At 74.1% G+C, this 22624-nt stretch carries 19 protein-coding genes; 8 read left to right on the forward strand and 11 right to left on the reverse strand.

Going from position 1 to position 22624, the window contains the following annotated elements; genetic code table 11:
* Nucleotides 1–89: 89 nt before the first annotated feature.
* The 3 genes from glgX (at nt 90) to GC722_RS03835 (ending at nt 7288) form a co-directional block, all read left to right on the forward strand.
* Nucleotides 90–2285, forward strand: a complete 2196-nt coding sequence (glgX, locus tag GC722_RS03825) for a glycogen debranching protein GlgX (protein ID WP_156608114.1) — start codon at nt 90–92, stop codon at nt 2283–2285.
* Nucleotides 2286–2460: 175 nt separating this feature from the next.
* The gene (locus GC722_RS03830; protein WP_156608116.1) at nt 2461–5925 is read left to right on the forward strand and encodes a phosphodiester glycosidase family protein; all 3465 of its coding nucleotides are present in this window, start codon (nt 2461–2463) and stop codon (nt 5923–5925) included.
* A gap of 76 nt (nt 5926–6001) precedes the next feature.
* Complete coding sequence (locus tag GC722_RS03835) at nt 6002–7288, forward strand: cytochrome P450 (RefSeq protein ID WP_156608118.1); 1287 nt, start codon at nt 6002–6004, stop codon at nt 7286–7288.
* Between the two features lie 48 nt (nt 7289–7336).
* On the opposite strand, the gene GC722_RS03840 is transcribed toward GC722_RS03835, so the two are convergent.
* A complete protein-coding gene (locus GC722_RS03840) occupies nt 7337–7777 on the reverse strand; it encodes a DUF4870 domain-containing protein (RefSeq protein WP_156608120.1) in 441 nt (146 codons plus the stop codon).
* Between the two features lie 70 nt (nt 7778–7847).
* On the opposite strand from GC722_RS03840, the gene GC722_RS03845 reads away from it, so the two are divergent.
* The 5 genes from GC722_RS03845 (at nt 7848) to GC722_RS03865 (ending at nt 11218) form a co-directional block, all read left to right on the forward strand.
* Nucleotides 7848–8855 carry a DNA topoisomerase IB gene (locus tag GC722_RS03845; RefSeq protein ID WP_156608122.1) on the forward strand — a complete coding sequence of 336 codons (1008 nt, stop codon included), beginning with the start codon at nt 7848–7850 and terminating at the stop codon, nt 8853–8855.
* Between the two features lie 67 nt (nt 8856–8922).
* Nucleotides 8923–9645: an ABC transporter permease gene (locus tag GC722_RS03850; RefSeq protein WP_156608819.1), complete on the forward strand. Its 723-nt coding sequence runs from the start codon at nt 8923–8925 to the stop codon at nt 9643–9645.
* 57 nt (nt 9646–9702) lie between these two features.
* Nucleotides 9703–10071 (forward strand): MmcQ/YjbR family DNA-binding protein, encoded by a 369-nt coding sequence (locus GC722_RS03855; protein ID WP_331714357.1) that lies wholly within the window; start codon nt 9703–9705, stop codon nt 10069–10071.
* Between the two features lie 153 nt (nt 10072–10224).
* Nucleotides 10225–10737 carry a hypothetical protein gene (locus GC722_RS03860; protein ID WP_156608124.1) on the forward strand — a complete coding sequence of 171 codons (513 nt, stop codon included), beginning with the start codon at nt 10225–10227 and terminating at the stop codon, nt 10735–10737.
* A gap of 100 nt (nt 10738–10837) precedes the next feature.
* A complete protein-coding gene (locus tag GC722_RS03865) occupies nt 10838–11218 on the forward strand; it encodes a VOC family protein (protein ID WP_331714358.1) in 381 nt (126 codons plus the stop codon).
* Between the two features lie 87 nt (nt 11219–11305).
* Here GC722_RS03865 and GC722_RS03870 read toward each other — a convergent pair whose 3' ends face one another.
* The 10 genes from GC722_RS03870 to GC722_RS03915 form a co-directional block, all read right to left on the reverse strand.
* Nucleotides 11306–12196 (reverse strand): ABC transporter permease, encoded by an 891-nt coding sequence (locus tag GC722_RS03870; RefSeq protein WP_156608126.1) that lies wholly within the window; start codon nt 12194–12196, stop codon nt 11306–11308.
* A complete protein-coding gene (locus GC722_RS03875; protein ID WP_331714359.1) occupies nt 12186–13136 on the reverse strand; it encodes an ABC transporter ATP-binding protein in 951 nt (316 codons plus the stop codon). Before GC722_RS03875 ends, GC722_RS03870 begins: the two co-directional genes overlap by 11 nt.
* 37 nt (nt 13137–13173) lie before the next feature.
* Complete coding sequence (locus GC722_RS03880) at nt 13174–14211, reverse strand: LolA family protein (protein WP_156608128.1); 1038 nt, start codon at nt 14209–14211, stop codon at nt 13174–13176.
* A 67-nt stretch (nt 14212–14278) separates the two neighbouring features.
* Entirely contained in the window at nt 14279–14491 is a 213-nt protein-coding gene (locus GC722_RS03885; protein WP_156608828.1) for a hypervirulence associated TUDOR domain-containing protein, read from the reverse strand.
* 53 nt (nt 14492–14544) lie between these two features.
* A complete protein-coding gene (locus GC722_RS03890; RefSeq protein WP_156608130.1) occupies nt 14545–15054 on the reverse strand; it encodes a mycothiol transferase in 510 nt (169 codons plus the stop codon).
* Between the two features lie 49 nt (nt 15055–15103).
* The gene (locus GC722_RS03895) at nt 15104–17227 is read right to left on the reverse strand and encodes an ABC transporter ATP-binding protein (protein WP_156608132.1); all 2124 of its coding nucleotides are present in this window, start codon (nt 17225–17227) and stop codon (nt 15104–15106) included.
* Nucleotides 17224–18960: an ABC transporter ATP-binding protein gene (locus GC722_RS03900; RefSeq protein WP_156608134.1), complete on the reverse strand. Its 1737-nt coding sequence runs from the start codon at nt 18958–18960 to the stop codon at nt 17224–17226. The genes GC722_RS03895 and GC722_RS03900 overlap by 4 nt, the downstream gene beginning before the upstream one ends.
* Nucleotides 18954–19598, reverse strand: a complete 645-nt coding sequence (locus GC722_RS03905; RefSeq protein ID WP_156608136.1) for a TetR/AcrR family transcriptional regulator — start codon at nt 19596–19598, stop codon at nt 18954–18956. The genes GC722_RS03900 and GC722_RS03905 overlap by 7 nt, the downstream gene beginning before the upstream one ends.
* Nucleotides 19599–19856: 258 nt before the next feature.
* A complete protein-coding gene (locus tag GC722_RS03910) occupies nt 19857–20969 on the reverse strand; it encodes a spore photoproduct lyase family protein (RefSeq protein ID WP_156608138.1) in 1113 nt (370 codons plus the stop codon).
* An 88-nt stretch (nt 20970–21057) separates the two neighbouring features.
* Nucleotides 21058–22599, reverse strand: coding sequence for a hypothetical protein (locus GC722_RS03915; RefSeq protein ID WP_156608140.1), 1542 nt, complete (start codon nt 22597–22599; stop codon nt 21058–21060).
* Nucleotides 22600–22624 lie beyond the last annotated feature (25 nt).

Consider the following 22624-nt stretch of genomic DNA (forward strand, 5'->3'; position numbering starts at 1 on the left):
CACGGCCGGGCCGCCGGAGGCGCGGGGCAGTAGGGTCGCTCGCGTCGCGACCCGTCGGGCGCGTCAGCTGCTGAGGAAGGTTGGACCTGATGGAGATCTGGAACGGGAGGCCCTACCCGCTGGGAGCCACCTTCGACGGGACGGGCACCAACTTCGCGCTGTTCTCCGAGGTCGCCGAACGCGTGGAGCTCTGCCTGATCGCCGACGACCTGACCGAGACCCGCATCGAGGTCAACGAGGTCGACGGCTACGTGTGGCACTGCTACCTGCCGGGCGTGCAGCCCGGACAGCGCTACGGCTACCGGGTGCACGGTCCCCACGACCCGGCCCGCGGGCTGCGGTGCAACCCGGCGAAGCTGCTGCTCGACCCGTACGCGAAGGCGATCGACGGCCAGATCGACGGTGACGAGTCGCTGTTCTCCTACCGCTTCGACGACCACTCCGCCTTCAACGACGACGACTCGCTGGGCCACACCATGCTGTCGGTCGTCGTGAACCCCTACTTCGACTGGGGCCACGACCGCCCGCCGGCCCACGAGTACCACGAGTCGGTGATCTACGAGGCCCACGTCAAGGGCCTGACGATGACCCACCCCGACGTCCCGGAGGAGATCCGCGGCACCTACTCGGCGCTGGCGCACCCGGCGATCATCGACCACCTGGTCGGGCTCGGGGTGACCGCCATCGAGCTGATGCCGGTGCACCAGTTCGTCAACGACTCCCACCTGGTCGAGAAGGGCCTGTCGAACTACTGGGGCTACAACACGATCGGGTTCATGGCCCCGCACAACGGCTACGCCTCCACCGGCACCCGGGGCCAGCAGGCCACCGAGTTCAAGGCGATGGTCAAGGCGCTGCACGAGGCGGACATCGAGGTCATCCTCGACGTGGTCTACAACCACACCGCCGAGGGCAACCACATGGGCCCCACCATCGCCTTCCGCGGCATCGACAACGCCGCCTACTACCGGCTGGCCGACGACAAGTCGAAGTACTACGACACCACCGGCACCGGCAACAGCCTGCTGATGCGCAACCCGCACGTGCTGCAGCTGATCATGGACTCGCTGCGCTACTGGGTGCTCGACATGCACGTCGACGGGTTCCGCTTCGACCTGGCCGCCACGCTGGCCCGGCAGTTCCACGAGGTCGACAAGCTGTCGGCGTTCTTCGACATCATCCAGCAGGACCCGGTGATCTCGCAGGTGAAGCTGATCGCCGAGCCCTGGGACCTCGGCGACGGCGGCTACCAGGTCGGCAACTTCCCGCCGCTGTGGACGGAGTGGAACGGCATGTACCGCGACACCGTCCGCGACTTCTGGCGCGGCGAGCCGGCGACGCTGGGCGAGTTCGCCTCCCGGCTGACCGGCTCCTCGGACCTGTACAACCACTCCAACCGGCGCCCCACCGCCTCGATCAACTTCGTCACCGCCCACGACGGCTTCACCCTGCGCGACCTCGTCTCCTACAACGAGAAGCACAACGAGGCCAACGGCGAGGGCGGCAACGACGGCGAGAGCCACAACCGCTCCTGGAACTCCGGCGTCGAGGGCCCCACCGACGACCCGGAGATCAAGGCGCTGCGGCTGCGTCGCCAGCGCAACTTCATCACCACGCTGATGGTCAGCCAGGGTGTGCCGATGCTGGCCCACGGCGACGAGCTCAGCCGCACCCAGCAGGGCAACAACAACGTCTACGCCCAGGACAACGAGCTGTCGTGGATCGACTGGGACCTCGACGAGGAGGAGCGCGACCTGCTCGCCTTCACCGCCGGGGCCATCCGGCTGCGCCACGAGCACCCCGCCTTCCGCCGCCGCGACTTCCTGGCCGGCGACCCCGCCCACGGCGGCAGCTCCACGCTGGGTGAGATCGAGTGGTTCCAGCCCGACGCGGAGGAGATGAGCGACTCCGACTGGGAGCAGGGCTTCGCCCGCACGCTGATGGTGTTCCTCAACGGCGACGCGATCCCCGAGACCGACGACCGCGGCATGCGGGTGCTGGACGAGCGGTTCGTGCTGATGTTCAACGCCCACACCGAGCCGGTCACCTTCACCCTGCCGCCGGTGGACTACGGCACCAGCTGGACGGTCCGGCTCGACACCGCCACCGGTGACGTCGACCCCGAGCGCCCGCCGCTGGCGGCCGGGGACACCGTCGACGTGCTGGGTCACGCGATGCTGGTGCTGTCCACCAGCGACGTGCCGGAGGAGTCGAAGGAGGCCGCGCGCAACCGGGTCAACGCGGCGGTGGCCATGACGCCCCGCCGTTCCATGCGGCGCCCGTGACAGAACGCCGTTCGATGCGGCGCCCCTGAGCTCGTGCCGGACGGCCGGTCCTCCTCGCGGAGGGCCGGCCGTCGCCGCGTCCGGGGCCGCGTGCTCCGCAGTGGGGTCTGGCGCCAAGGGGCCAGGGGTGACAGGCTCGGACCGCCTGCTGCCCCCACCCCCCTCAGGACGCACCGTGCCGACGCCCACACCCCTGCCCGCCCACGTCCCCACGCCCACCGGCATCCCCACGCCGAGGCGGGGCGACCCGGCCCACCCGACCCGCGGCCGCGCCGTGCTGGCGCTGCTGCTGGCGCTGGTGCTGCTGCCCGTCGGTCTGGTCCCCCGGGCCGCCGCCGAGGTCCGCGACGGGCTGCCCGGTCTGGACGGCTCGGACTCGGCGCTGCTGCGGCAGGCCGGCCACCGCATCGCCCCCGGACTCGACCTCACCTCCTTCTCCCGGCTGCAGCCGGGAGGCTGGGTCACCGGGCACGTGATGACCGCCGACCTCAGCACCCCCTCGCTGTCGCTCGACGTGGCCGACGGCGGCACCGTGTCGGCCTCCAACGACACCGTGTCCGGGTTCGCCGCCGAGGCCGACGCGGTGGCCGCGGTCAACGGCGACTACTTCGACATGAACGCCTCCGACGCGCCGGTGGGCACCAACGTCTCACCCACCGCCGGTCTGCGGACCGCCGCCTCCGACCCCCGCCAGGCCTTCACCCTGGTCGACGGCCGGGCCGTCGTGCAGGAGCTGGCCAGCGCGGCCACCGTCGCCTTCGACGGCCGCACGGTGGACGTCGACGCCGTGAACTCCCCCTCCTGGCGCACCGACGAGCTCGCCGTGTTCACCCCCGTCTGGGGCAGCCACCCGGTCGGCCGGCTGGTCGGCGCCGCCGAGCCGGTGCGGGTGGCGGTCGTGGCCGACGGCGTGGTCCGCTCGGTCGGCGAGGACCACTCCGTGCTCGCCGCTCCCGCCGGCGAGGGGGAGACGCTGCTGGTGGCCCGCGGTGACGCCCGGGCCCGGCTGGACGGCCTGCGGCCCGGTCAGCCGGTGGCGGTCGACCTGCGGGCCAGCAGCGACGTCGACCTCGCCGTCGGCGGCAGCCAGCGGCTGCTCACCGACGGCGTGCCCACGCGGGAGGACCAGGTCACCGCCGCCCGGACCGCCGTCGGGGTCTCCCGCGACGGCACCCGGCTGTGGGTGGTGGCGGTGGACGGCCGGCAGGCCGACGCCCACGGCATGACCATCCAGGAGCTGGCGGCCCTGATGGCCGACCTCGGCGCCTGGAACGCGATCAACCTCGACGGCGGCGGGTCCACCACGCTGGTGGCCCGGCCGGCCGGCGAGCAGCAGCTGCAGGTCGTCAACCGGCCCTCCGACGGCCAGGAGCGCCTCGACAGCAACGCGCTGGTGTTCCGCTCCAGCGCCACCGGCCCGGCCGAGGACGTTCTCGCCCGGCCGCTGCTGGACCCGCCGGTGGGGCTGGACGCCGACGGCGCCCACGACCTGCTGCCCGGGCTCTCCCGCACCGTGGTCGGGGTGGGTCTGGACGCCGACCTGGCCGGCACCGCCGCCCGCGGGCGCTTCACCGCCGCCCCCGGGGCCGTGCTGCGCACGGACGGCGGAGCGGCGCTGGACGAGGAGGCGGCACCGGACGGCGCGCGGGACGGCGTCGTGGTCCGCGGCCGCGCCCCCGGCCGGGGCACCGTGTCCTACGCCGGGCGGCTGCCCGGCGGTCGGGTCAGCGACCGCGTGGAGCTGACCGTGCACGGCGAGATGACGCGGCTCGAGCCGTCCTCGCCGGTGCTCGCCCTGCCCGACGCGCCTCCCGGCGAGGCCTCGGCCGAGCTCTCGCTGACCGCCTACGACGCCGACGGCTTCGCCGTGCCGGTGGAGACCCGCGACGTCGAGGTGGGCGCCGGCCCGGGTCTCGCCGTCACCACCTCGGGGCCGACCGGCTTCGCCGTCACCGCGACCGGCACCGACGCCGACGCCTCCGAGGTGCGGCTGCGGGTGCTCGACACCGAGGTCGTGGTGCCGGTGACGATCGGGTTCCGCACCAGCCCGGTCGCCGACTTCTCCGACGGCGAGGACTGGCAGGTCGGCACCGCCCGCGCCACCGCGACCCTGAGCCCCGCCCCCGGACCCGACGGCGCGCCCGCCGTCGCGCTGGACTACGACTTCACCACCAGCACCGCCACCCGCGGCGCCTACGCCCTGCCCCCGGCGCCCCTCCCGGTGCCCGGCCAGCCGCAGGCCTTCACGCTGTGGATCGAGGGCGACGGCCACGGCGCCTGGCCGCGGCTGCAGGTCACCCGTGGCGACGGCACCTCCACCAACCTCGACGGCCCGCACGTGGACTGGACGGGCTGGCGCCAGGTCACCTTCGCCGTGCCCGCCGGCACCGCCTACCCGCTCACCGTCACCGCCATCCGCTTCATGGAGATCGACGCCGCCGACTCCTACACCGGCCGGGTGGCCGTCGCCGGGCTCGACGCGCAGGTGGCCGCCGACGTCGAGCAGCCCGAGGAGCCCTTCCGCCCCGACCCGGTACTGCTCGCCCAGGGCGACGTGGACGAGCGCCCGCAACGGGTCGCGGTGATGAGCGACACCCAGTTCGTCGCCCGCGACGGCGCAGACGGCGACCTGGTCAGGGCCGGCCGGCGCACCCTGCGCGAGATCGTGGCCGCCCGGCCCGACCTGCTCGTGGTGGCCGGCGACCTGGTCGACGAGGCCTCCGAGGCCGACCTCGCGCTCGCCCGGCAGCTGCTGGAGGAGGAGGTGGGTGACGCGGTGCCGTGGGTCTACGTGCCCGGCAACCACGAGGTGATGGGCGGCACCATCGAGCGGTTCGAGCAGTTCTTCGGCCCCGCCCGGACCAGCCGCGACCTGGGCCCCACCCGCGTCATCACCCTCGACTCCTCCTCCGGCACCCTGCACCCGGGTGGCAGCACCGAGCAGCTGCGCGAGCTCGAGGCGCTGCTGGACGACGCGGCCGCCGACCGTGGCACCACCGGCGTCGTGGTGGTGCAGCACCACCCGGTGGACGACCCGCACCCCGACGCCGCCAGCCAGCTCACCGACCGGGTGGAGGCCGCGGCCCTGCAGCGGCTGCTGACCCGCTTCCGCGCCGGCGGCAAGTCGGTGGCCCTGGTCACCGGGCACGTCGGCACGTTCTCCGCCGACGCCCGGGGAGGGGTCAGCCGCATCATCAACGGCAACTCCGGCAAGTCGCCCTCGGGCGCCGCGGACGAGGGCGGCTTCACCGGCTGGACCATGCTCGGCATCGACCCGGGCGCCGGGATCGTGCCCGCCTCGCCGGAGGCGGTCACCGACCGCACCGAGTGGCTGGTCGCCGAGACGCACGCCCGGGTCGACTCGCTCACGCTGCAGGCCCCGGACCGGCTGGCGGTGGGCGGGCAGGCCGAGGTGACGGCCACGGTGGTCCAGGACGGCGGGCGGGAGGTCGCGGTGGCCTGGCCGGTGACCGCGACCTGGAGCGGGGACGGCGTCCGGCTCGCCGGCAGCCGGGGCCCCGCGGTGGTCGAGCTCGACCCGGCCAGCGGGCGGCTCACCGCGGTCGGCGCCGGCACCGCCACCGTCACCGTCGAGGTCAACGGCGAGACGGCCGAGCAGCGTGTCGTGGTCGGGCGCTGACGGCGGCGGACTGCTCGCCGGGCGGACGGGGTAAGGGGAGGCGGTGCCCCACCCCGTCGAGCAGCAGGAGGTCCGCATGACGTCAGCCGAGGCCACGGCACCCGCCGCGACCGACCCCGGAGCCGCCGCCCGGCGGCCCGCCGGCTGGCACGAACGGGCACCGGCGCTGCTGCGCGACGGCTACTCCTTCGTCGCCCGGCTGCGGGGCGAGGACCAGCTGCGGCTGGCCGGCGCCGACGGCGACGTGCTCCGGATCCGGTTGATGGGCCGCACCGCGACGGTGATCCGCGGTGAGGACGCCGCCCGGTTCTTCTACACCGAGCCGTCGCTGCGACGGGGGAACGCGCTGCCGGAGCTGGTCGTGGGGTCGCTGTTCGGCCACGGCGCCGTGCACACCCTCGACGGCCCCGCCCACCAGCACCGCAAGACGCTGTTCACCACCCTCACCGGAGCGGCCGCCTCCGGCCAGGTGTGCAGCCGGCTGGCCCGGCTCTGGGACGAGCGCGCCCCCCGCTGGACCGGCGAGCTCGACCTGTTCACCGAGACCAGCCGGATGCTCACCGAGGCCGGCACGGCCTGGCTCGGGCTCGAGCTGGCACCCGAGCAGGTGGGGCGCCGGGCCCGGGACCTGGTGGCCATGGTCGACGGCTTCGGCTCCGTCGGTGCCCGCCAGCTCCGCGCCCGGACCGCCCGGGCCCGCAGCCATAGCTGGGTGGCGGGCCAGCTGCGGCGACGCCGCGCCGAGGGCACCGGGGGCGACGACCCGCTGGCCGTGGTGGCCTCCTTCCGCGACGCCGACGGCGAGCTGCTGCCGCTGCGGGTGGCCGCCGTGGAGACGCTGAACCTGCTGCGGCCGCTGGTGGCGGTCAGCTGGCTGGTGGCGATGTCGGCGCGGGCCCTGGAGAGTTTCCCCGCCGTCCGCCGCGGGCTGGTGGCGGGGTCGGTCGACCCGCTGGGCTTCGCCCAGGAGGTCCGCCGGGTCTACCCGTTCGCCCCGCTGCTGGCCGCCCGTCCCACCCAGGACGTCAGCTGGCAGGGGGTGCTCATCCCCGCCGGCTCCTTCGTGGTGCTGGACCTGTGGGGCACCGACCACGACCCGCGGCTGTGGCCCGACCCCGACGTCTTCGACCCCGGCCGCTTCGCCGGCCGGGTGGTCAGCCCCTACGACCTGGTGCCGCAGGGCGGCGGCTCGGCCGAGACCGGGCACCGCTGCCCGGGGGAGGACCTCACGCTGGCGGTGCTGATGACGCTGGCTCCCCGGCTGGCGGCCAGCGGGCTGCAGGTCGTCTCACCGCTCGCCGTGCCGCTGACCCGGATGCCGCCGGAGCCGTCGCTCACCGTGCGGGCCGGGGGGAGCGTCTGAGCGGCGCCGCCGTGGGTGGGGTCCGAGCGGCGCCGCCGCGGGTGGGCGTCAGCGGCGGAAGAAGCCGATCGCGCCCACCGCGGGGGTGAGCCGTCCCCGACCGGCCCGCACCGCCGACACCACGCTCAGCACGCACGCGTACAGCCCCAGCACCGGGACGAGGCTGATCGCGATGCCGATCGGGAAGAAACCGGACTGCGGCTCGCCGCGGGTGAGCAGGAACAGCAGCAGGACGTGCACGCCCAGCAGCAGCACGGTGGCCAGGGCGAGCGTCAGCTGCAGGTTCGCCGCGCGCCGGGTGACCTCGCGGGCGAACCCGGCGCGGCGGTCGGTGCTGCGGTGCACGAGCACCGCGGCGACCGTGGCCAGCACGTTGCTCAGCACCGGGACGCAGGTCAGCAGCAGCACCAGCCCCAGCCACCAGGCCAGCGCGCCGGAGGGCGCGGGACCGGCCGGGCGGGGCGGTGGGGGCACGGCGGCGCTCGTCACGGTGGGTCATCCTAGGGGCGCGGGGTACCGAGGGGTCCGAGGACGGCGGACGAGGACCGGAGGGGGCAGGATGCGGCTGAGGCGGGTCTCGAACCGGATGCCGGGGTGGACCCGGGTCCGGTGGGGGAAGGGCTGGCGCTTCCTCGACAGCGAGGGCCGCCCGCTCAGCCGCGAGCAGCGCGAGCGGGTGGAGCAGCTGGCCATCCCGCCGGCGTGGACCGACGTGTGGATCAGCCCCTACGAGAACGGGCACCTGCAGGCCACCGGCGTGGACGCCGCCGGGCGGACGCAGTACCTGTACCACCCGGAGTGGGTGCACCGGCGCAACGTGGCCAAGTACGAGCGCGTGGTGGAGATCGCCGTCGCCCTGCCCGAGCTCCGCCGCGCGGTGCTGGCCCATATCGAGGCCGCCGACTCCTCCCGCGAGCACACCGCGGCGGTGGCGGTGAAGCTGCTCGACTCCGGCGCCTTCCGGGTCGGCAACGACGTCTACGCCGACAAGAACGGCAGCTTCGGGCTGACCACCCTCGAGCGTCGCCACGTGCGCGCCCGCGGCGACGCCCTGGTGATCACCTTCATCGGCAAGTCCGGCGTCGAGCACAGCGTCACCGTCGACGACCCCCGGGTGGTGGCGGCGCTGAACCGGATGCGCCGGCGTCGCGGCGGCGGTCCCCGGCTGCTGGAGTACCGGGCCGCGGCGGTGCTGTGCGCGCTGGACTCCGCCGACGTCAACTCCTACCTGCGCGAGCAGACCGGGCTCGACGTGACCGCCAAGGACCTGCGGACCTGGGCCGGCACGGTGATCGCGGCGGAGATGCTGGCCCTCAGCGAGGAGAGCGGCCAGACCAAGCGGTCGCGGGCGCGGGCGGTGAAGCAGGCGATGGTGGCGGTGTCGGAGGCCCTCGGCAACACCCCGACGGTGGCCCGCGCCAGCTACGTGGACCCCCGGCTGCTGACCCTCTACGAGCACGGCCGGACCCTGCCCGACGCCGTCCTGGACGCCGAGTACGCCGACGAGGACGAGCGGCGCCACGCCATCGAGCGCGCCACCCTGGAGCTGCTGCGCAAGGCCGACTGAGTCGTGCTCGGCGTGCTGGCAGCATGGGCCGGTGCCGACCTCCCTGCAGCCGTCCCTGGTCCTCGCGCTGGCCGTCCTGGTGGCGGTCGCCGTGGCCGCCTCCGCGCTGGCCCGGCTGCGGGTCGAGAAGGACGTCGTGCTGGCCGCAGCCCGCGCCGTGCTGCAGCTGGGGCTGGTCGCCCTGGTGCTCACCGCGGTGCTCGGCTCGGTGCTGTGGTCGCTGCTGTTCGCGGTGGTGATGCTGGTGGTGGCGGTGGCCACGTCCGCCCGCCGGATCGGAGCCGCGCGGGCCTGGCCCTGGGTGGCGGTGGCCATCGCCGCCGGGGCGCTGCCCACCCTGCTGGTCATCTTCGCCAGCGGCTCGGTGCCCTTCGAGGGGACGTCCCTGGTTCCCTTCGCCGGCATCATCATCGGCGGTGCGATGACCGCCAGCTCGCTCACCGGACGACGCTGCTTCGCCGCGCTGCGCGAGGAGCGGCCCGCCTACGAGGCCGCGCTCTCCCTCGGGCTGCCGCGGGCCGAGGCCATCAGCGAGGTGGTCCGCCCCCGGCTGGCGGAGGCGCTGGTGCCGGGCCTGGACCAGACCCGCACGGTCGGCCTGGTCACCCTGCCCGGTGCCTTCGTCGGCGTGCTGCTCGGCGGTGGCAGCCCGGTGCAGGCCGGGGCGGCCCAGCTCGTGGTGCTGGTGGGACTGCTGGCCGCCCAGACCGTCGTGGTGGTCACCGCCCACGCGCTGATGCGCAGCGGCCGGCTGCTGCCCACCGACCTGCGGGAGGGCCTCCAGCCCTGAACGCCCGGCCCGCGCCGAGCGGCTGCGGATGTCGGAGGCGGGTGCCACAGTAGGACCGTGCCCACCCGTCCCGAGCTGCCGCCGGACGTCCTCGAGCGGCTCGAGGCGATCCTGTCCGGCTTCCCCGAGTGCCGGTCGGAGTCGGCCTGGGTCGGTGTGCGGTGGCGCGTCCGGCAGGCGACGGTCGCGCACGCCTTCGGCGGTGAGGACCAGCGCTTCCGCATCACCTTCCGCGCCGAGCCGGCCGAGGTGATGGGCTTCGAACGGCTGGGCGAGCCCTACTTCCGCGTCGGCTGGGGCGACAACGTGGTCGGCCTGCTGCTGGACGAGCGCACCGACTGGGACGAGCTGGCCGAGCTGCTCACCGACTCCTACTGCCTGCAGGCGCCCCGGCGGCTGTCGGAGCAGGTCTGCCGGCCCGGCTGACCCGTCGCCCAGGCCTCCGCCACGGGCTCGTGCCGGGGGCGTCGCAGCCTTGAGCCCGCCTTAACCTCCGCATTGCCCGGGCACCCCGGCCCGCTCCCTAGCCTCGGGACCGAGGCCGGGAAGGACCCGCGCCACGAGCTGGAGGAGGACGAGATGAAGCGGATCATCAGTGCGGTGGCGGTGGGCGCGTTCGCCCTGGGCGGGCTGGCGCTGGCCGCCCCGCAGGCGCACGCGGACGAGCGGGTCTGCCGGGGGACCCTCGGCTCCGGCGACGTCGACAGCGACATCCGGGTGCCCGCCGGGGCCAAGTGCACCCTCAAGGGCACCGACGTCGACGGCAACATCAAGGTCGAGCGGGGAGCCCGGCTGGCCGCGCACGGCGCCGACATCGACGGCAACCTCGAGACCTGGAAGCACGCCTCGGTCTACATCCACGACACCGACATCAGCGGCAACGTGGAGTTCAACCACGGCGGGCGGATCGACCTGCAGCGCAACGACATCGACGGCACGGTGAAGCTGTGGAGCAACCGCCTCTCCGGCACCAAGGTCGTCAGCCGCAACAAGATCGACGGCGACCTGCGCTGCTCCTCCAACAGCCCCCGCCCGACGGGCAGCCGCAACAGCGTCGAGGGGGACAAGACGGGGCAGTGCTCCCGGCTGTGACGCGGCCGCACGCTCCCGGGTGTTGACGGGCCCCGGCCGGCACCGCAGCCTGGTGCCGACCCGGACCGGTCCGGCCGGGCCCGTCACCCCGAGGAGCGTCGTGCACCGCAGCCGCCTGTCCACCCTGCTGATCGACGTGCCGCTGGAGGAGGTGCCGGCGGCCGTCGGGTTCTGGTCGGCGGCGCTCGGCGTGCCGGCCGAGCCCGAGCCCGACGAGCCGCAGTACACCTCGCTGCCCGGCGCCGTCCCGGGGCTGGTGACGGCCGTCCAGGCGGTGGACGACGCCCCGCGCTACCACCTCGACATCGAGACCGACGACGTGGCCGCCGAGACCACCCGGCTGCTCGGCCTGGGGGCGGTGCAGGTGGCGGAGTGGGCCGGCTGCCAGGTGCTGCGGGTGCCCGGCGGTCAGCTGGTCTGCGTGATCCCGCTCCACAGCGACCCGGCCGAGTTCGCCGCCGCCGCGCGCCGCTGGGAGTGAGCGCCACCAGGACCTGTCCATGGCGTGGGGCCGACGGCCCACGAGCACCAGCCTCACGCCATGAGCAGGTCCTGGAACGGGCAGCGATCAGCTCAGCACGTCCTTGGTGGTGAAGCGGCCGTAGGCCAGCGAGCCGAAGACGGCCAGGTAGGCCAGCTGCAGCAGCGCGTTCTCACCGAGGGAGCCGAGGTCGAGGGGGCTGCGGAGCAGGTCGGCGAAGCCGAGCCAGTGGGCGCTGAACAGCCACGGGTGGATCACCTCCAGCTGCGGCAGCTGGCCCAGCACCTGGGCGGCGCCGGCCAGCACCACGGTGGCGGCCATCGCGCCCACCGGCACGGTGGTCAGGGTGGAGATGAACAGCCCGACGGCGCTGAGCCCCAGCAAGGACAGCGCCACGTAGAGCACCAGCAGGCCGAGCCGCACCGCGTAGCCGCCCAGGCCGACGGTGTCGCCGGAGAGCAGCGTCACCGGCCCGACCGGGAAGAGCGCGGCCCCGACCAGCGCCCCGGTGAGGGCGATGGTGGTGGCCGCGGCCAGGCAGAAGGCGGCGGCGCCGGCCATCTTCACCGCCAGCAGCCGCAGCCGCCCGGCCGGGGCGACGAGCAGGTAGCGCAGCGTGCCGAGGCTGGCCTCTCCGGCGATGGTGTCCCCGGCCACCACCCCGACGGTGAGCGGCAGGAACAGCGGGATCGAGACCGTCATGGCGGTCAGCGAGACGAACAGCCCGTTGCTGGTGATGCTGCCCAGGAACGGAGGGCCGTCGCGGCCCGGGTCCTCGATCCGCACCGCGACGGCGACCAGCACCGGCACCAGCGCCAGGGCGGCCAGCATCGCCCAGGTGCGGCGGCGGCCGAACAGCACCCGCAGCTCCGAGCCCAGCAGCGACCAGCCCGCGGACCGGGGCCTCGTCGGCGGCCCGGCGACGAGCCGGTCCGGCGCGCCCGCGGGAGGCGCCTGCTCCACCTGCTCAGCCGGCAACGTCGAACCCCTCACCGGTCAGCGCCACGTAGCGGTCCTCCAGCGTCTCGCCCGACACCTCCACGCCGCGGACCCGGACGCCTGCCGCCACCAGCGCGGCGACCGCCTGCTCGGTAGCCACGCCGTCGACCAGCGGCGCGGCGAGCAGCGCCGGGCCCTCCAGGTCCGGCTCCAGGCCCAGCCCGGCCAGGCAGGCGCGGGCCTCCGCCACGTCGGGGGTGCGGACGCGGACCCGGGCGCGGCCCTCGGCCCGCAGCGCCTCCATGCCGCCCTGCCAGACCAGCCGGCCGGCGCTCATCACCGCGGTGGAGTCGCACATCTGCTCGATCTCGCCGAGCAGGTGGCTGGAGACGAAGACGGTGGTGCCGTCCTCGCTGAGGGAGCGGACGAGGTGGCGCACCTCGCGGGTGCCCTGCGGGTCGAGGCCGTTGGTGGGCTCGTCGAGCACCAGCAGCTGGCGCGGCCTGAGCAGCGCGTTGGCGAGCCCGAGGCGCTGCTTCATGCCCAGCGAGTAGGCGTGCACCTTCTTGGCCGCGGCGTGCGACAGCCCCACCCGCTCCAGGGCTTCCTCGACGCGGGTGCGGCGGGTCCGCGGCGTGGTGGTGGGGTCGGCGGCGTCGAGCCGGCGCAGGTTGTCGCGCCCGGACAGGAACGGGTAGAAGCCCGGCCCCTCGACCAGGGCGCCGACGTGGGGGAGCACCACAGCCCCGCGCCCGGGCATCGGCTCACCGAGCAGCCGGACCTCGCCCTCGGTGGCCGCGGCGAGCCCCAGCAGGATCCGGATGGTGGTGGTCTTGCCCGAGCCGTTGGGCCCGAGGAAGCCGAAGACCGAGCCGCGGGGGACCTGCAGGCTGACGTCGTCGACCGCCCGCTGGGAGCCGAAGACCTTGCTGAGGCCCCGGGTCTCGACGGCCAGCGGCGCCCCGACCTGCGGGGTCACCGCGTCACCTTCTCCTCCACCGGGACCCCGCCCGGGTTCACCGGGCTGCGGCGGCGAGCTGCTCGACCGGGACGGCGCCGGCCAGCACGCGGCCGTCGTCGGTGAGCAGCACCGAGACCAGCGAGGTCTGCAGGGCGCGGCCGCCCTCGACCGGGCGGGTCAGCTGCTCCAGCATCCCGGACTTGTCGGCCGCCGCGACGTCCCCGCCGACCGGCAGCTCGACCACGGTGGCCCAGCCCTCGCCGCTGACCTCGGGCCGCGGGCCCTCGGGCAGCTCGCCCGGGTCCCGGCCGTCGTGGTCGGGGAGCTCCTGCTCGCCCACCTCGGCGCCGGGCGGCGGGGTGAACTCGAACAGCGAGGCGTCGGGGGTGTCGAGGTCGAGCTCGGTGAAGCCGACGACGAAGGCCGGCGCCTGCTGCCCGACCGCGTGCACCCGCACCTCGAGCGGCAGCCCCGTCCCCGCGTCCACGGCGAGGGTGGCGAAGTCGACCAGGGTGGCGTCGGTGCGCGGGTCCAGCCGCAGCTGGTAGACCGGGCGTCCGGCCACGGTGTCGGTGCCGCTGACGGTGACCTCGGTGGTCTCGTCGACCCCGGCCAGCAGCTGCTCGGCCAGCTCGGCGGGCGTGCCCTCGGGCTGGGCGGGCTCGTGCCCCTCGTGCTCGGGCAGCGTGGTGTGGACGGCCGTCTGCTCGGAGGAGTCGTAGACCCAGACGTCCTCGCCGTTGCGCACGAGGTCGCGCTGCGACATCTGCTCCAGCAGCTGCACCCGGCTGCGCTCGGGGCCGTCGACGTGGACCCGCGCGGTGTGGGACGAGGTCAGCAGCTCCACCGCGGCTCCGGCGCCGTCCTCGCCGCCACCGAGGCCGGAGAGGTCCGGCAGCCCGAGGTCGGAGGTCTGCTCGACCGTGCCCGAGAAGCTGTCCTCGGTGGAGGTCGCCACGAGCTCCAGCACCTGCTGGGGCGTGCGCGCGGGCAGACCGGGGTCGGCGTCGGCCACCATCGGGACGGTGACGGCGCCGGCGGCCACCACGACCGGGGCGACCAGGGCGGGGATCCAGCGGCGGGAGAGCCTCATGACGTGAGCCTACGTCGACCTCCCCAGCCGCGGATCCGCCCGTGGTCGTACACCGGGCCTCCCCGGCTCAGCCCTTCAGCTTGTCCAGCGCGCTGCCCTTGTGCGCCGCCCTGCTGCCGGTCTTCTCCGACTCGACCACGTAGTAGGGCTCGTCCTCGCTGGCGTTGAACTTCTGGCCCTCGAAGGTGAACTCCTTCTTCTTCTCCTCCACCACCGTGCCGTGCGTCTTGCCCTGCGAGGTGTTCCAGCTGACCCGGTCACCCTTGCTGAAGCCGGCCATCGTCTTCTCCCCTCCTGAGGAGGTGCCCACCGCGGGCGTCCCCGCCGGGATACCTACCCGGCCGTGAGCAGCCCGCGCACGTAGGCCGCCTGCCCGGCGTGCATCAGGTCGTCGGTGACCACGCTGACCAGCCGGACGCCGAGGGTCACCGGCGGGTCGTAGGACTCGTCGACGACCCGGTCCAGGTCGTCGTCGGCCAGCCCGGTCAGGAAGGAGTCGGTGGCCTGGTGGACGGCGCGGTGGTAGCCGAGCAGCAGCTCCGCGCCGATGCCGGCGACCGCCGCGACGTCGTCGGTGGACATGCCGTAGCCCGTCTCCTCCGGGGCGAAGGGGAGGGCGAACCGGTCGGCCCAGCCGGTGGTCCAGGTCTGCTCGCGGCCGGCCACCTCGCTGACGTGGTCGTCCTGCACCCGGGTCAGGTGCCAGACCAGCCAGGCGATGGAGTTCGCCTGCGGGCCGGGGCGGGTGGCCAGCTGCTCGGGGGTCAGCCCGTCGACCGCCGACTCCACCGCCGCGGCGATGTTGTCGTAGGCGGTGCGCAGGGTCTCGGCTGCGGTCGTCATGCCCCCAGTGCACCACGCCCGCCGGCCGGGCGGGGCGGGACCCGCCCGGTCACGGCAGCGAGGGGGCGCTCTCGGCGTCCTCGGTCTCGATCGGCGCGGCGAACTGGGCGTTGTACAGGTCCCAGTAGGCGCCGCGGGCCGCCAGCAGCTCCTCGTGCGTGCCCTGCTCCACGATCGCACCGGACTCCATCACCAGGATCAGGTCGGCGTCGCGGATGGTGGAGAGGCGGTGGGCGATGACGAAGGACGTCCGGTCGCTGCGCAGCGCGTTCATCGCCTGCTGCACCAGCACCTCGGTGCGGGTGTCGACCGAGCTGGTGGCCTCGTCCAGGATCAGCAGCGCCGGGTCGGCCAGGAAGGCGCGGGCGATGGTGATGAGCTGCTTCTCCCCGACGCTGACGTTGCTGCCCTCCTCGTCGATCACCGTGTCGTAGCCGTCGGGCAGGGAGTGCACGAACCGGTCGACGTAGGTGGCCTCGGCCGCGGCCAGGATCTCGGCCTCGGTGGCGTCGGGACGCCCGTAGGCGATGTTCTCCCGGATCGTGCCGTGGAACAGCCAGGTGTCCTGCAGCACCATCCCCACGCCGGCGCGGAGCGCGCTGCGGGGGACGGTGGACACGTCGACGCCGTCGAGGGTGATCCGGCCGCCGTCGAGCTCGTAGAAGCGCATGATCAGGTTGACCAGGGTGGTCTTGCCGGCTCCGGTCGGCCCCACGATGGCGACCGTCTGGCCGGGCTCGGCCACCAGGTCCAGCCCGGTGATCAGCTCGGTGCCGGGGGAGTAGGAGAAGCGCACCTGCTCGAACTCGACCCGGCCACGGGTGGGGGCGAGCTGCCCGCCGGCCTCCGCGGACTGCTCCTCGGCGTCCAGCACCTCGAAGACCCGCTCGGCCGAGGCGACCCCCGACTGCAGCAGGTTCGCCATCGAGGCCACCTGGGTGAGGGGCTGGGTGAACATGCGCGAGTACTGGATGAACGCCTGCACGTCGCCCAGGTTCATGCTCCCCGAGGCGACCCGGAGCCCGCCCACCACGGCGATGACGACGTAGTTGAGGTTCCCGATGAACATCATCACCGGCATGATCAGCCCGGAGATCCACTGCGCCCCGAAGCCGGCCCGGAACAGCTCGTCGTTGCGGTCGTCGAAGACCTGCTCGACCTCGGCGTGCCGGCCGTAGACCTTGACCAGCGCGTGACCGGTGAACGCCTCCTCGATGTGGGCGTTCAGCTCGCCGGTGCTCTTCCAGTTCTGCACGAACCGCGTCTGGGACCGCTTGCCGATGACCATGGTCACCGCCATCGAGACGGGGATGGTGATCAGCGCGATGACCGCCAGCAGCGGGGAGACCACGAACATCATCACGGTGACGCCGATGACGGTGAGCAGCGCGGTCAGCAGCTGGCTCAGCGTCTGCTGCAGGCTCTGCGAGACGTTGTCGATGTCGTTGGTGACCCGGCTCAGCAGCTCGCCGCGGGGCTGGTTGTCGAAGTAGCGCAGCGGCAGCCGGTTGATCTTCTCCTCCACGTCGCGCCGCAGCCGGTAGACGGTGCGCTGCACCGCCCCGTTGAGCAGGTAGCCCTGCAGCAGCAGCAGCAGCGAGGAGACCAGGTAGAAGGCGAGCGCCCACAGCAGCACCGTGCCCAGCTCGCCGAACTGGATGCCCTGGCCCGGCACCACGTCCAGGCCGCTGACCAGGTCGGCGAAGGTGTCCTGGCCGGACGCCCGCAGCTGCTCGACCACCTGCTCCTTGGTGGCGCCGGGCGGCAGCTGGCGACCGACCACGCCGGTGAAGATCACGTCGGTGGCCAGGCCGAGGATCTTCGGGCCGACCACGTTGAGGGCGACGCCGACCAGGGCCAGCAGGACGGTGCTCACCACCAGCACCTGCTCCGGCCGCAGCAGCCCCACCAGCCGCTTCAGCGAGGGGCCGAAGGTCATCGCCTGCTCCTGCGGGCGGGGCCCGCCGAAGGGGCCGCCGTCGCCGCCGTGGGCGGGACGCTGCGGGGCGCGGGCGGTCTGCTCCCCGCCCGGCTCGGCGGTCTGGTTCGCGCCGGGCTCGGCGACCGGTTCGGCCACCGTGGTGGCGCCGGTGCCGGCCGCGGCGGCGGTGCCCGCGGTCGGGCCGGAGGGTGCCGGCTGGTCGCCGGGCAGACGGCGTTCGGGGGTGCTCATGCGGCGGCCTCCTCGGCGGAGAGCTGGGACTGGACGATCTCGAGGTAGGTGGGACTGGTCTCCAGGAGCTGCTCGTGGGTGCCGCGGCCGACGACCGCGCCGTCCTCGAGGACGACGATCTCGTCCGCGCCGGCGATGGTGGACACCCGCTGGGCCACGATCACCACCGCGGCGTCGCGGGTCTCGGCGGCCAGGGCCGCCCGCAGCCGGGCGTCGGTGCCGACGTCGAGGGCGGAGAAGGAGTCGTCGAAGACGTAGATCTCCGGCTTCTTCACCAGTGCCCGGGCGATCGAGAGCCGCTGGCGCTGGCCGCCGGAGACGTTGACCCCGCCCTGGCTGATCGGCGCCTCCAGCCCGCCGGGCATCTGCTCGACGAAGTCGCGGGCCTGGGCCACCTCGAGGGCGTGCCAGAGCTCCTCGTCGCTGGCCTGGGGGTTGCCGTAGCGCAGGTTGGAGGCGACCGTGCCCGAGAACAGGAACGGCTTCTGCGGCACCAGCCCGATCCGGGACCAGAGCAGCTCCGGGTCCAGCTCGGTGACCGGCACCCCGTCCACCGAGACGGTGCCGGCGGTGGCGTCGAAGAGCCGGGGGATGAGCGAGACCAGGGTGGTCTTGCCCGCACCGGTGGAGCCGACGACGGCGGTGGTGCGACCGGGACGGACCTCCAGGTCGATGTCGCGCAGCACGGGCTCGCTGGCGCCTGGGTAGCTGAAGGTGACCCCGCTCATCCGGACCTCGCCGGCGGTCTGCAGGTCGGTCCGCGGCCGGGTGGGCGGCACCACCGAGGACTCGGTGGTCAGCACCTCGGTGATGCGCTCGGCGCAGACCGCCGCGCGGGGCGCGAGCACCAGCATGAAGGTGGCCATCATCACCGACATCAGGATCTGGATCAGGTAGGTCAGGAAGGCCGTCAGCGAGCCGACCTGCATCTGCCCGGCCTCGATCCGGTGGGCGCCGAACCACAGCACGCCGACGCTGGAGACGTTGAGCACCAGCATCACCACCGGGAACATCGCCGCCATCAGCCGGCCCACCCGGGTGGCGGTGTCGGTGAGCGCGGTGTTGGCGCGGTCGAAGCGCTCCTCCTCGTAGGGCTCGCGGACGAAGGCCCGGACCACGCGGATGCCGGTGATCTGCTCGCGCAGCACCCGGTTGATGGTGTCGATCCGGGTCTGCATCACCCGGAACTGCGGCCCCATCTGGCGGATGATGAGCCCCACGCAGAGGACCAGCACGGGGACGGCGACCGCGACCAGCCAGGACAGCGTGAGGTCCTCGCGCAGCGCCATCACCACGCCGCCGACCATGGTGATGGGGGCGGCGACGAGCATCGTGCAGGTGAGCAGCACCAGCATCTGCACCTGCTGGACGTCGTTGGTGCAGCGGGTGATCAGCGACGGCGCCCCGAAGGAGTTGAGCTCGCGGGCGGAGAAGGAGAGCACCTGGCGGAACTGCGCCGAGCGGAGGTCGCGGCCGAACTTCATCGCCACGTAGGCCCCGCAGGCCACGGCCCCGATCGAGCAGACGATCTGCACCAGCGAGACCGCCAGCATCACCGCGCCGGTGCGCCAGATGAAGTCGGTGTCGCCGCGGGCGACCCCGTCGTCGATGATCGAGGCGTTGAGGCTGGGCAGGTACAGCGAGGCCAGCGTGCCCACCAGCTGCAGCACCACGACGCAGGCGAGCAGTCCTCGGTAGGGGCGCAGGTGGTCGCGCAGCAGGCGGATCAGCATCGGGCCTCCTCGGCCGGGGTGTCGGGACGGGATGCGGGCGCGTCGGGGACGGCGGGCTGCAGCAGGCCGTGCAGCAGCACGGCGGTGAGGTCCTCCGGCTCGGTCAGCGCGCCGTCGGAGAGCATCGGGTGCGAGGTGGCGAAGGCCATCGAGCGCAGCAGCGAGGCCACCGTGCGTGCGGGCAGCCGCAGCCGGTGCTGCCAGGGGGCGATGACGGCGGTGAGGGCGTCCAGCAGCCGCTCGTTGCGCTCCTCGTGCAGCTCGCGGTGCCGGGCGTGGGCGTCCTCGTCGGGGACCGGCGGCGGCACCCGCAGCACGGTGAAGACGGCCGTGATCTCGCGGATGCGCCGCTGCAGGACGACGAGCACCGACCGGCAGGCGTCCTCCAGCCCCGCCGGCTCCAGCGAGGCGAGCTCGCGGCAGGTGTCGGCCGGGTCGACGAGGTTCTCGATGATGGCGGCGACGACCGCGTCCTTGGACTCGAAGACCTTGAAGATCGTCCCCTCCGCCACCCCGGCCGCGGCGGCGATGTCGCGGGTGGTGAGCTCGGGCCCCTTGGCCAGCAGCAGCGGGGTGGCGGCCGCGACGATGGCGGCACGCCGCTCGTCCGGCGACATCGGGGCAGCGCGTGGGGTCACCCGGGCAGCCTAAGTGAGTGAGCACTCACTCACAAGGGGTTTCCGCGGATCCCGCGGCAGCGCCGAGCAACCCCCCACGTGTCACCCCCGACGCCTCGGAACCCGCGGCTTGCCGACCGCGTCCCCCTGACCCGCTTCACAGCCGTTCCGGCGCCTTCACAGCCGCTGCAGCGGCTGTGACGGGCACGTACGGGCTGTGAAGGCGGGTGCTTGCAGCGGCGCCGGGGCTGCGGAGGCAGCCCGCGCGGAAGGTCGCTGTCAGGTCCAGTACAGCAACCGGGCGGCGGGCAGCCGCTCGGGGAGCTGCTGGTCGAACCAGCTGCGCAGCTCGGCCATCGTCTCGCGCGGGTAGACGTACTTCACCCCGCCGAACTTCGACCGCTTGGGAGTGCGGGCGTCCTCGTCCATCTCGAGCCGGGTGCGCGGGTACCAGCCGGTGAGCACCTCCTTGCTCGCCGGGGTGAAGCGGTGGGTGATGACCTCGGCGGTCAGGTCGAGGTCGGCGACGCCGGCCAGGGCGGCCGCGACCTCGTCGAGCAACGCCCCGTAGGACTGCTGCCAGTCCGGTACCGGCATCACGGGGGCGATGGTCAGACCCACCGGGTAGCCGGCCAGCGCGAGCCGGCGCAGCGCGTCGACGCGTCGCGGCATGCTGGCCGTGCCGCCCTCGAAGCGCTCCACCTCGGCGGCGTTGAGCGAGAGCCGGATGCGGGTGCGGCGGCCGTGCGGCAGCGTGAGCAGCGGCTCGACCGCGTCGAACTTGGTGGTGAGGCGCAGCGAGGCGCCGTCGCCGTGGCGTCCCGTGCCCACCTGCTCGATCGCCGCCGCCAGGGAGCCGGTGAGGTGCTCGATGCCCAGCGGGTCGGTGTAGCAGGAGAGCTCGAAGGTGGTGCCCTCCCCGCCGCGGGCGGCGTCGCCGGTGGTCACCGACCCGGTGCCCGACAGCCGTGCGACGGGCGCCAGCACCTCGTCGAGGTTGGCGTAGACGCGGGTGATCGGGGGACCGCCGAGCGAGCCGGCGAGGTAGCAGTACTGGCAGTGCGCCGGGCACCCGCGGGCCAGGTCGAGGCGCCAGTCCGCCGAGGGCGGGATCGGCTGGGGGACCAGCTGGGACGGCGGGGCCACCACGACGGCGAGGGTCGCCTTGGCCCGGGCGTAGGCCTCGCGCTCGCTCTCACCCCGCGGCGAGGTGATCCGGTCGCCGCGCAGCAGCTGGACGTCAATGACGCCGGCGGCCTCGACACGGCGCAGGATCTCGGCGGTGTGCGGGTGGTCGGTGGCCGACCGGGTGACGACGACGTGCTTGGGCACCCACAGCCGGGGTGCGCTCGCGCTGACCGGGCGCGCAGGACGGTCGAGGAGTGGTGGCATCACCGGTACAACACCGCGGCACCACCCGGGCTTCCCCTCCGCCGGGCCCGCCCGCCCCCGGTTGGGAGAGCGCTCCGGGGGAGGTGGGTCAGAGGCTGCGGCGCGGTCCCGACGCGTTGCGTCCCTGGTTCAGCCCGGCCACCGGCTCGATGGAACGGGCCACCTCGGCGGCCAGGGCCAGCGCCGCGCGGCGGGTGCCCTCCTGCAGGCGGACGTAGTCGATCACGCCGCCCTCGGCGATGTGCGGGTCGGTGGGGATCTCCACGATGGGGTAGCTGCCGAAGAAGCCGGCCCCGCTGAGCCGCACCGAGGCCTGGCTGTCGGCGGGCCCGTTGGTGGCCACGACGACCGTGCGGTTGAGCAGGTCGGAGTTCAGCTCCTGCAGCGTCTCCAGCATCCGGGCCGCCGGGATCAGGGAGTCCTTGCGCCACTTGGTCGGCACCACCAGGCAGTCGGCCTCCTCGGCCGCCGCCTGCCAGTTGGGCGAGGCCTCGTTGTTGCCGGTGTCGACGATGATGACCTGGAAGAACCGGGCGAGGATGTTGTGGATCTTCTCGAAGTCGTCCCGGCTGATGACGTGACCGGAGGTCTGGGCCGAGCCGAGGGTGTGGAACTTCCCGGTGGTCTGGTGGTTCAGGTAGTACGAGAGGTCGGTGAACTGGGCCGACGGCTGGCTCAGGAAGTCCGACTCGGCCAGCATGTCGCGCACCGTGCGCCGGTGCGGCGAGAGCGAGCGGTCCGGCATGGTGCCCCGCAGCTCGTTGTTGTCCCAGGCGATCACCCCGCCGCCGCGGGCCACGCCCATCGCGGCGGCCAGCAGCAGCGTGGTCGGGGTCTTGCCGACCCCGCCCTTGGGGTTGGCCACCATCACGGTGACGGGCCGGGCGAAGGGCATCCGCACCGACTCGTCGTCGCGCAGCTCGGCGAGCTCGCGCTGGGACGGCTTGAGCCCGAAGCGTGCCCGCCAGCCCTTGCGCGACCGGACCTGGGTCTCGGGGTTGAGCTGCTGGATCAGGTCGTTGACGCCGTAGCGGGGCGGGTAGCCCGGACCCTCGCCCGAGCGCGACGGCTGCGGCACCGAGACCCCGCCCAGACCGGCGCCCTCGCGCGGGCCCTGCGACGGCGCTCCGGCCGGTGCCGGCTGCGCGCCCGGACCGGCCGGGGGCTGGGGTGCGTCCCCGTGCAGCGGCGGCCGCTGCGAGGGGGCCGACGGGGCGCTGCTCTGCGACTGCGGCCCGGCCAGCGGGCCGGGGACGCGGTGCGGCGGCGGGGAGCCGAGCGGCACGGGCCGCGACTGGCTGCCCGAGGGCGCGGAAGGTGAGGACAGGGCCGACCGGGCGGGCAGGTCCGAGGGGGCGGGCACGGGCCCATCCGGGCCGCCGCCGGCAGGAGCCCACCCGGTCGGACCGGAGGCGGGGCGGGCGGGGTCGACGCGTTCCGGGGTGCTCGCCGAGGCGGGCGTCGGCCCGCCGGCCGGCACCCGGGTGACCCGGCGGGTGGCCTCGTCGCCGACGGGGCTGCCCTCGCCCCGGTCGGTCAGCGGGGTCTGCGGGGAGGTCGCGTCCGGTCGTCCACCGCCCCACGGCACCTGCGAGATCATCGGCGGGCGCTCGCCGGTGTTGTCGCTCAAAGGAAGGGACCTCCGCTGTGTCGTG

Source organism: Auraticoccus cholistanensis, assembly GCF_009742705.1.
Lineage (GTDB): Bacteria > Actinomycetota > Actinomycetes > Propionibacteriales > Propionibacteriaceae > Auraticoccus > Auraticoccus cholistanensis.

What these genes read in the sequence shown, in the direction of transcription:
- glgX (WP_156608114.1), top strand. Translation starts at nt 90, where the DNA reads ATGGAGATCTGGAACGGGAGGCCCTACCCGCTGGGAGCCACCTTCGAC.
- GC722_RS03835 (WP_156608118.1), top strand. Translation starts at nt 6,002, where the DNA reads ATGACGTCAGCCGAGGCCACGGCACCCGCCGCGACCGACCCCGGAGCC.
- GC722_RS03845 (WP_156608122.1), top strand. Translation starts at nt 7,848, where the DNA reads ATGCGGCTGAGGCGGGTCTCGAACCGGATGCCGGGGTGGACCCGGGTC.
- GC722_RS03860 (WP_156608124.1), top strand. Translation starts at nt 10,225, where the DNA reads ATGAAGCGGATCATCAGTGCGGTGGCGGTGGGCGCGTTCGCCCTGGGC.
- GC722_RS03880 (WP_156608128.1), bottom strand. Translation starts at nt 14,211, where the DNA reads ATGAGGCTCTCCCGCCGCTGGATCCCCGCCCTGGTCGCCCCGGTCGTG.
- GC722_RS03885 (WP_156608828.1), bottom strand. Translation starts at nt 14,491, where the DNA reads ATGGCCGGCTTCAGCAAGGGTGACCGGGTCAGCTGGAACACCTCGCAG.
- GC722_RS03890 (WP_156608130.1), bottom strand. Translation starts at nt 15,054, where the DNA reads ATGACGACCGCAGCCGAGACCCTGCGCACCGCCTACGACAACATCGCC.
- GC722_RS03895 (WP_156608132.1), bottom strand. Translation starts at nt 17,227, where the DNA reads ATGAGCACCCCCGAACGCCGTCTGCCCGGCGACCAGCCGGCACCCTCC.
- GC722_RS03900 (WP_156608134.1), bottom strand. Translation starts at nt 18,960, where the DNA reads ATGCTGATCCGCCTGCTGCGCGACCACCTGCGCCCCTACCGAGGACTG.
- GC722_RS03910 (WP_156608138.1), bottom strand. Translation starts at nt 20,969, where the DNA reads ATGCCACCACTCCTCGACCGTCCTGCGCGCCCGGTCAGCGCGAGCGCA.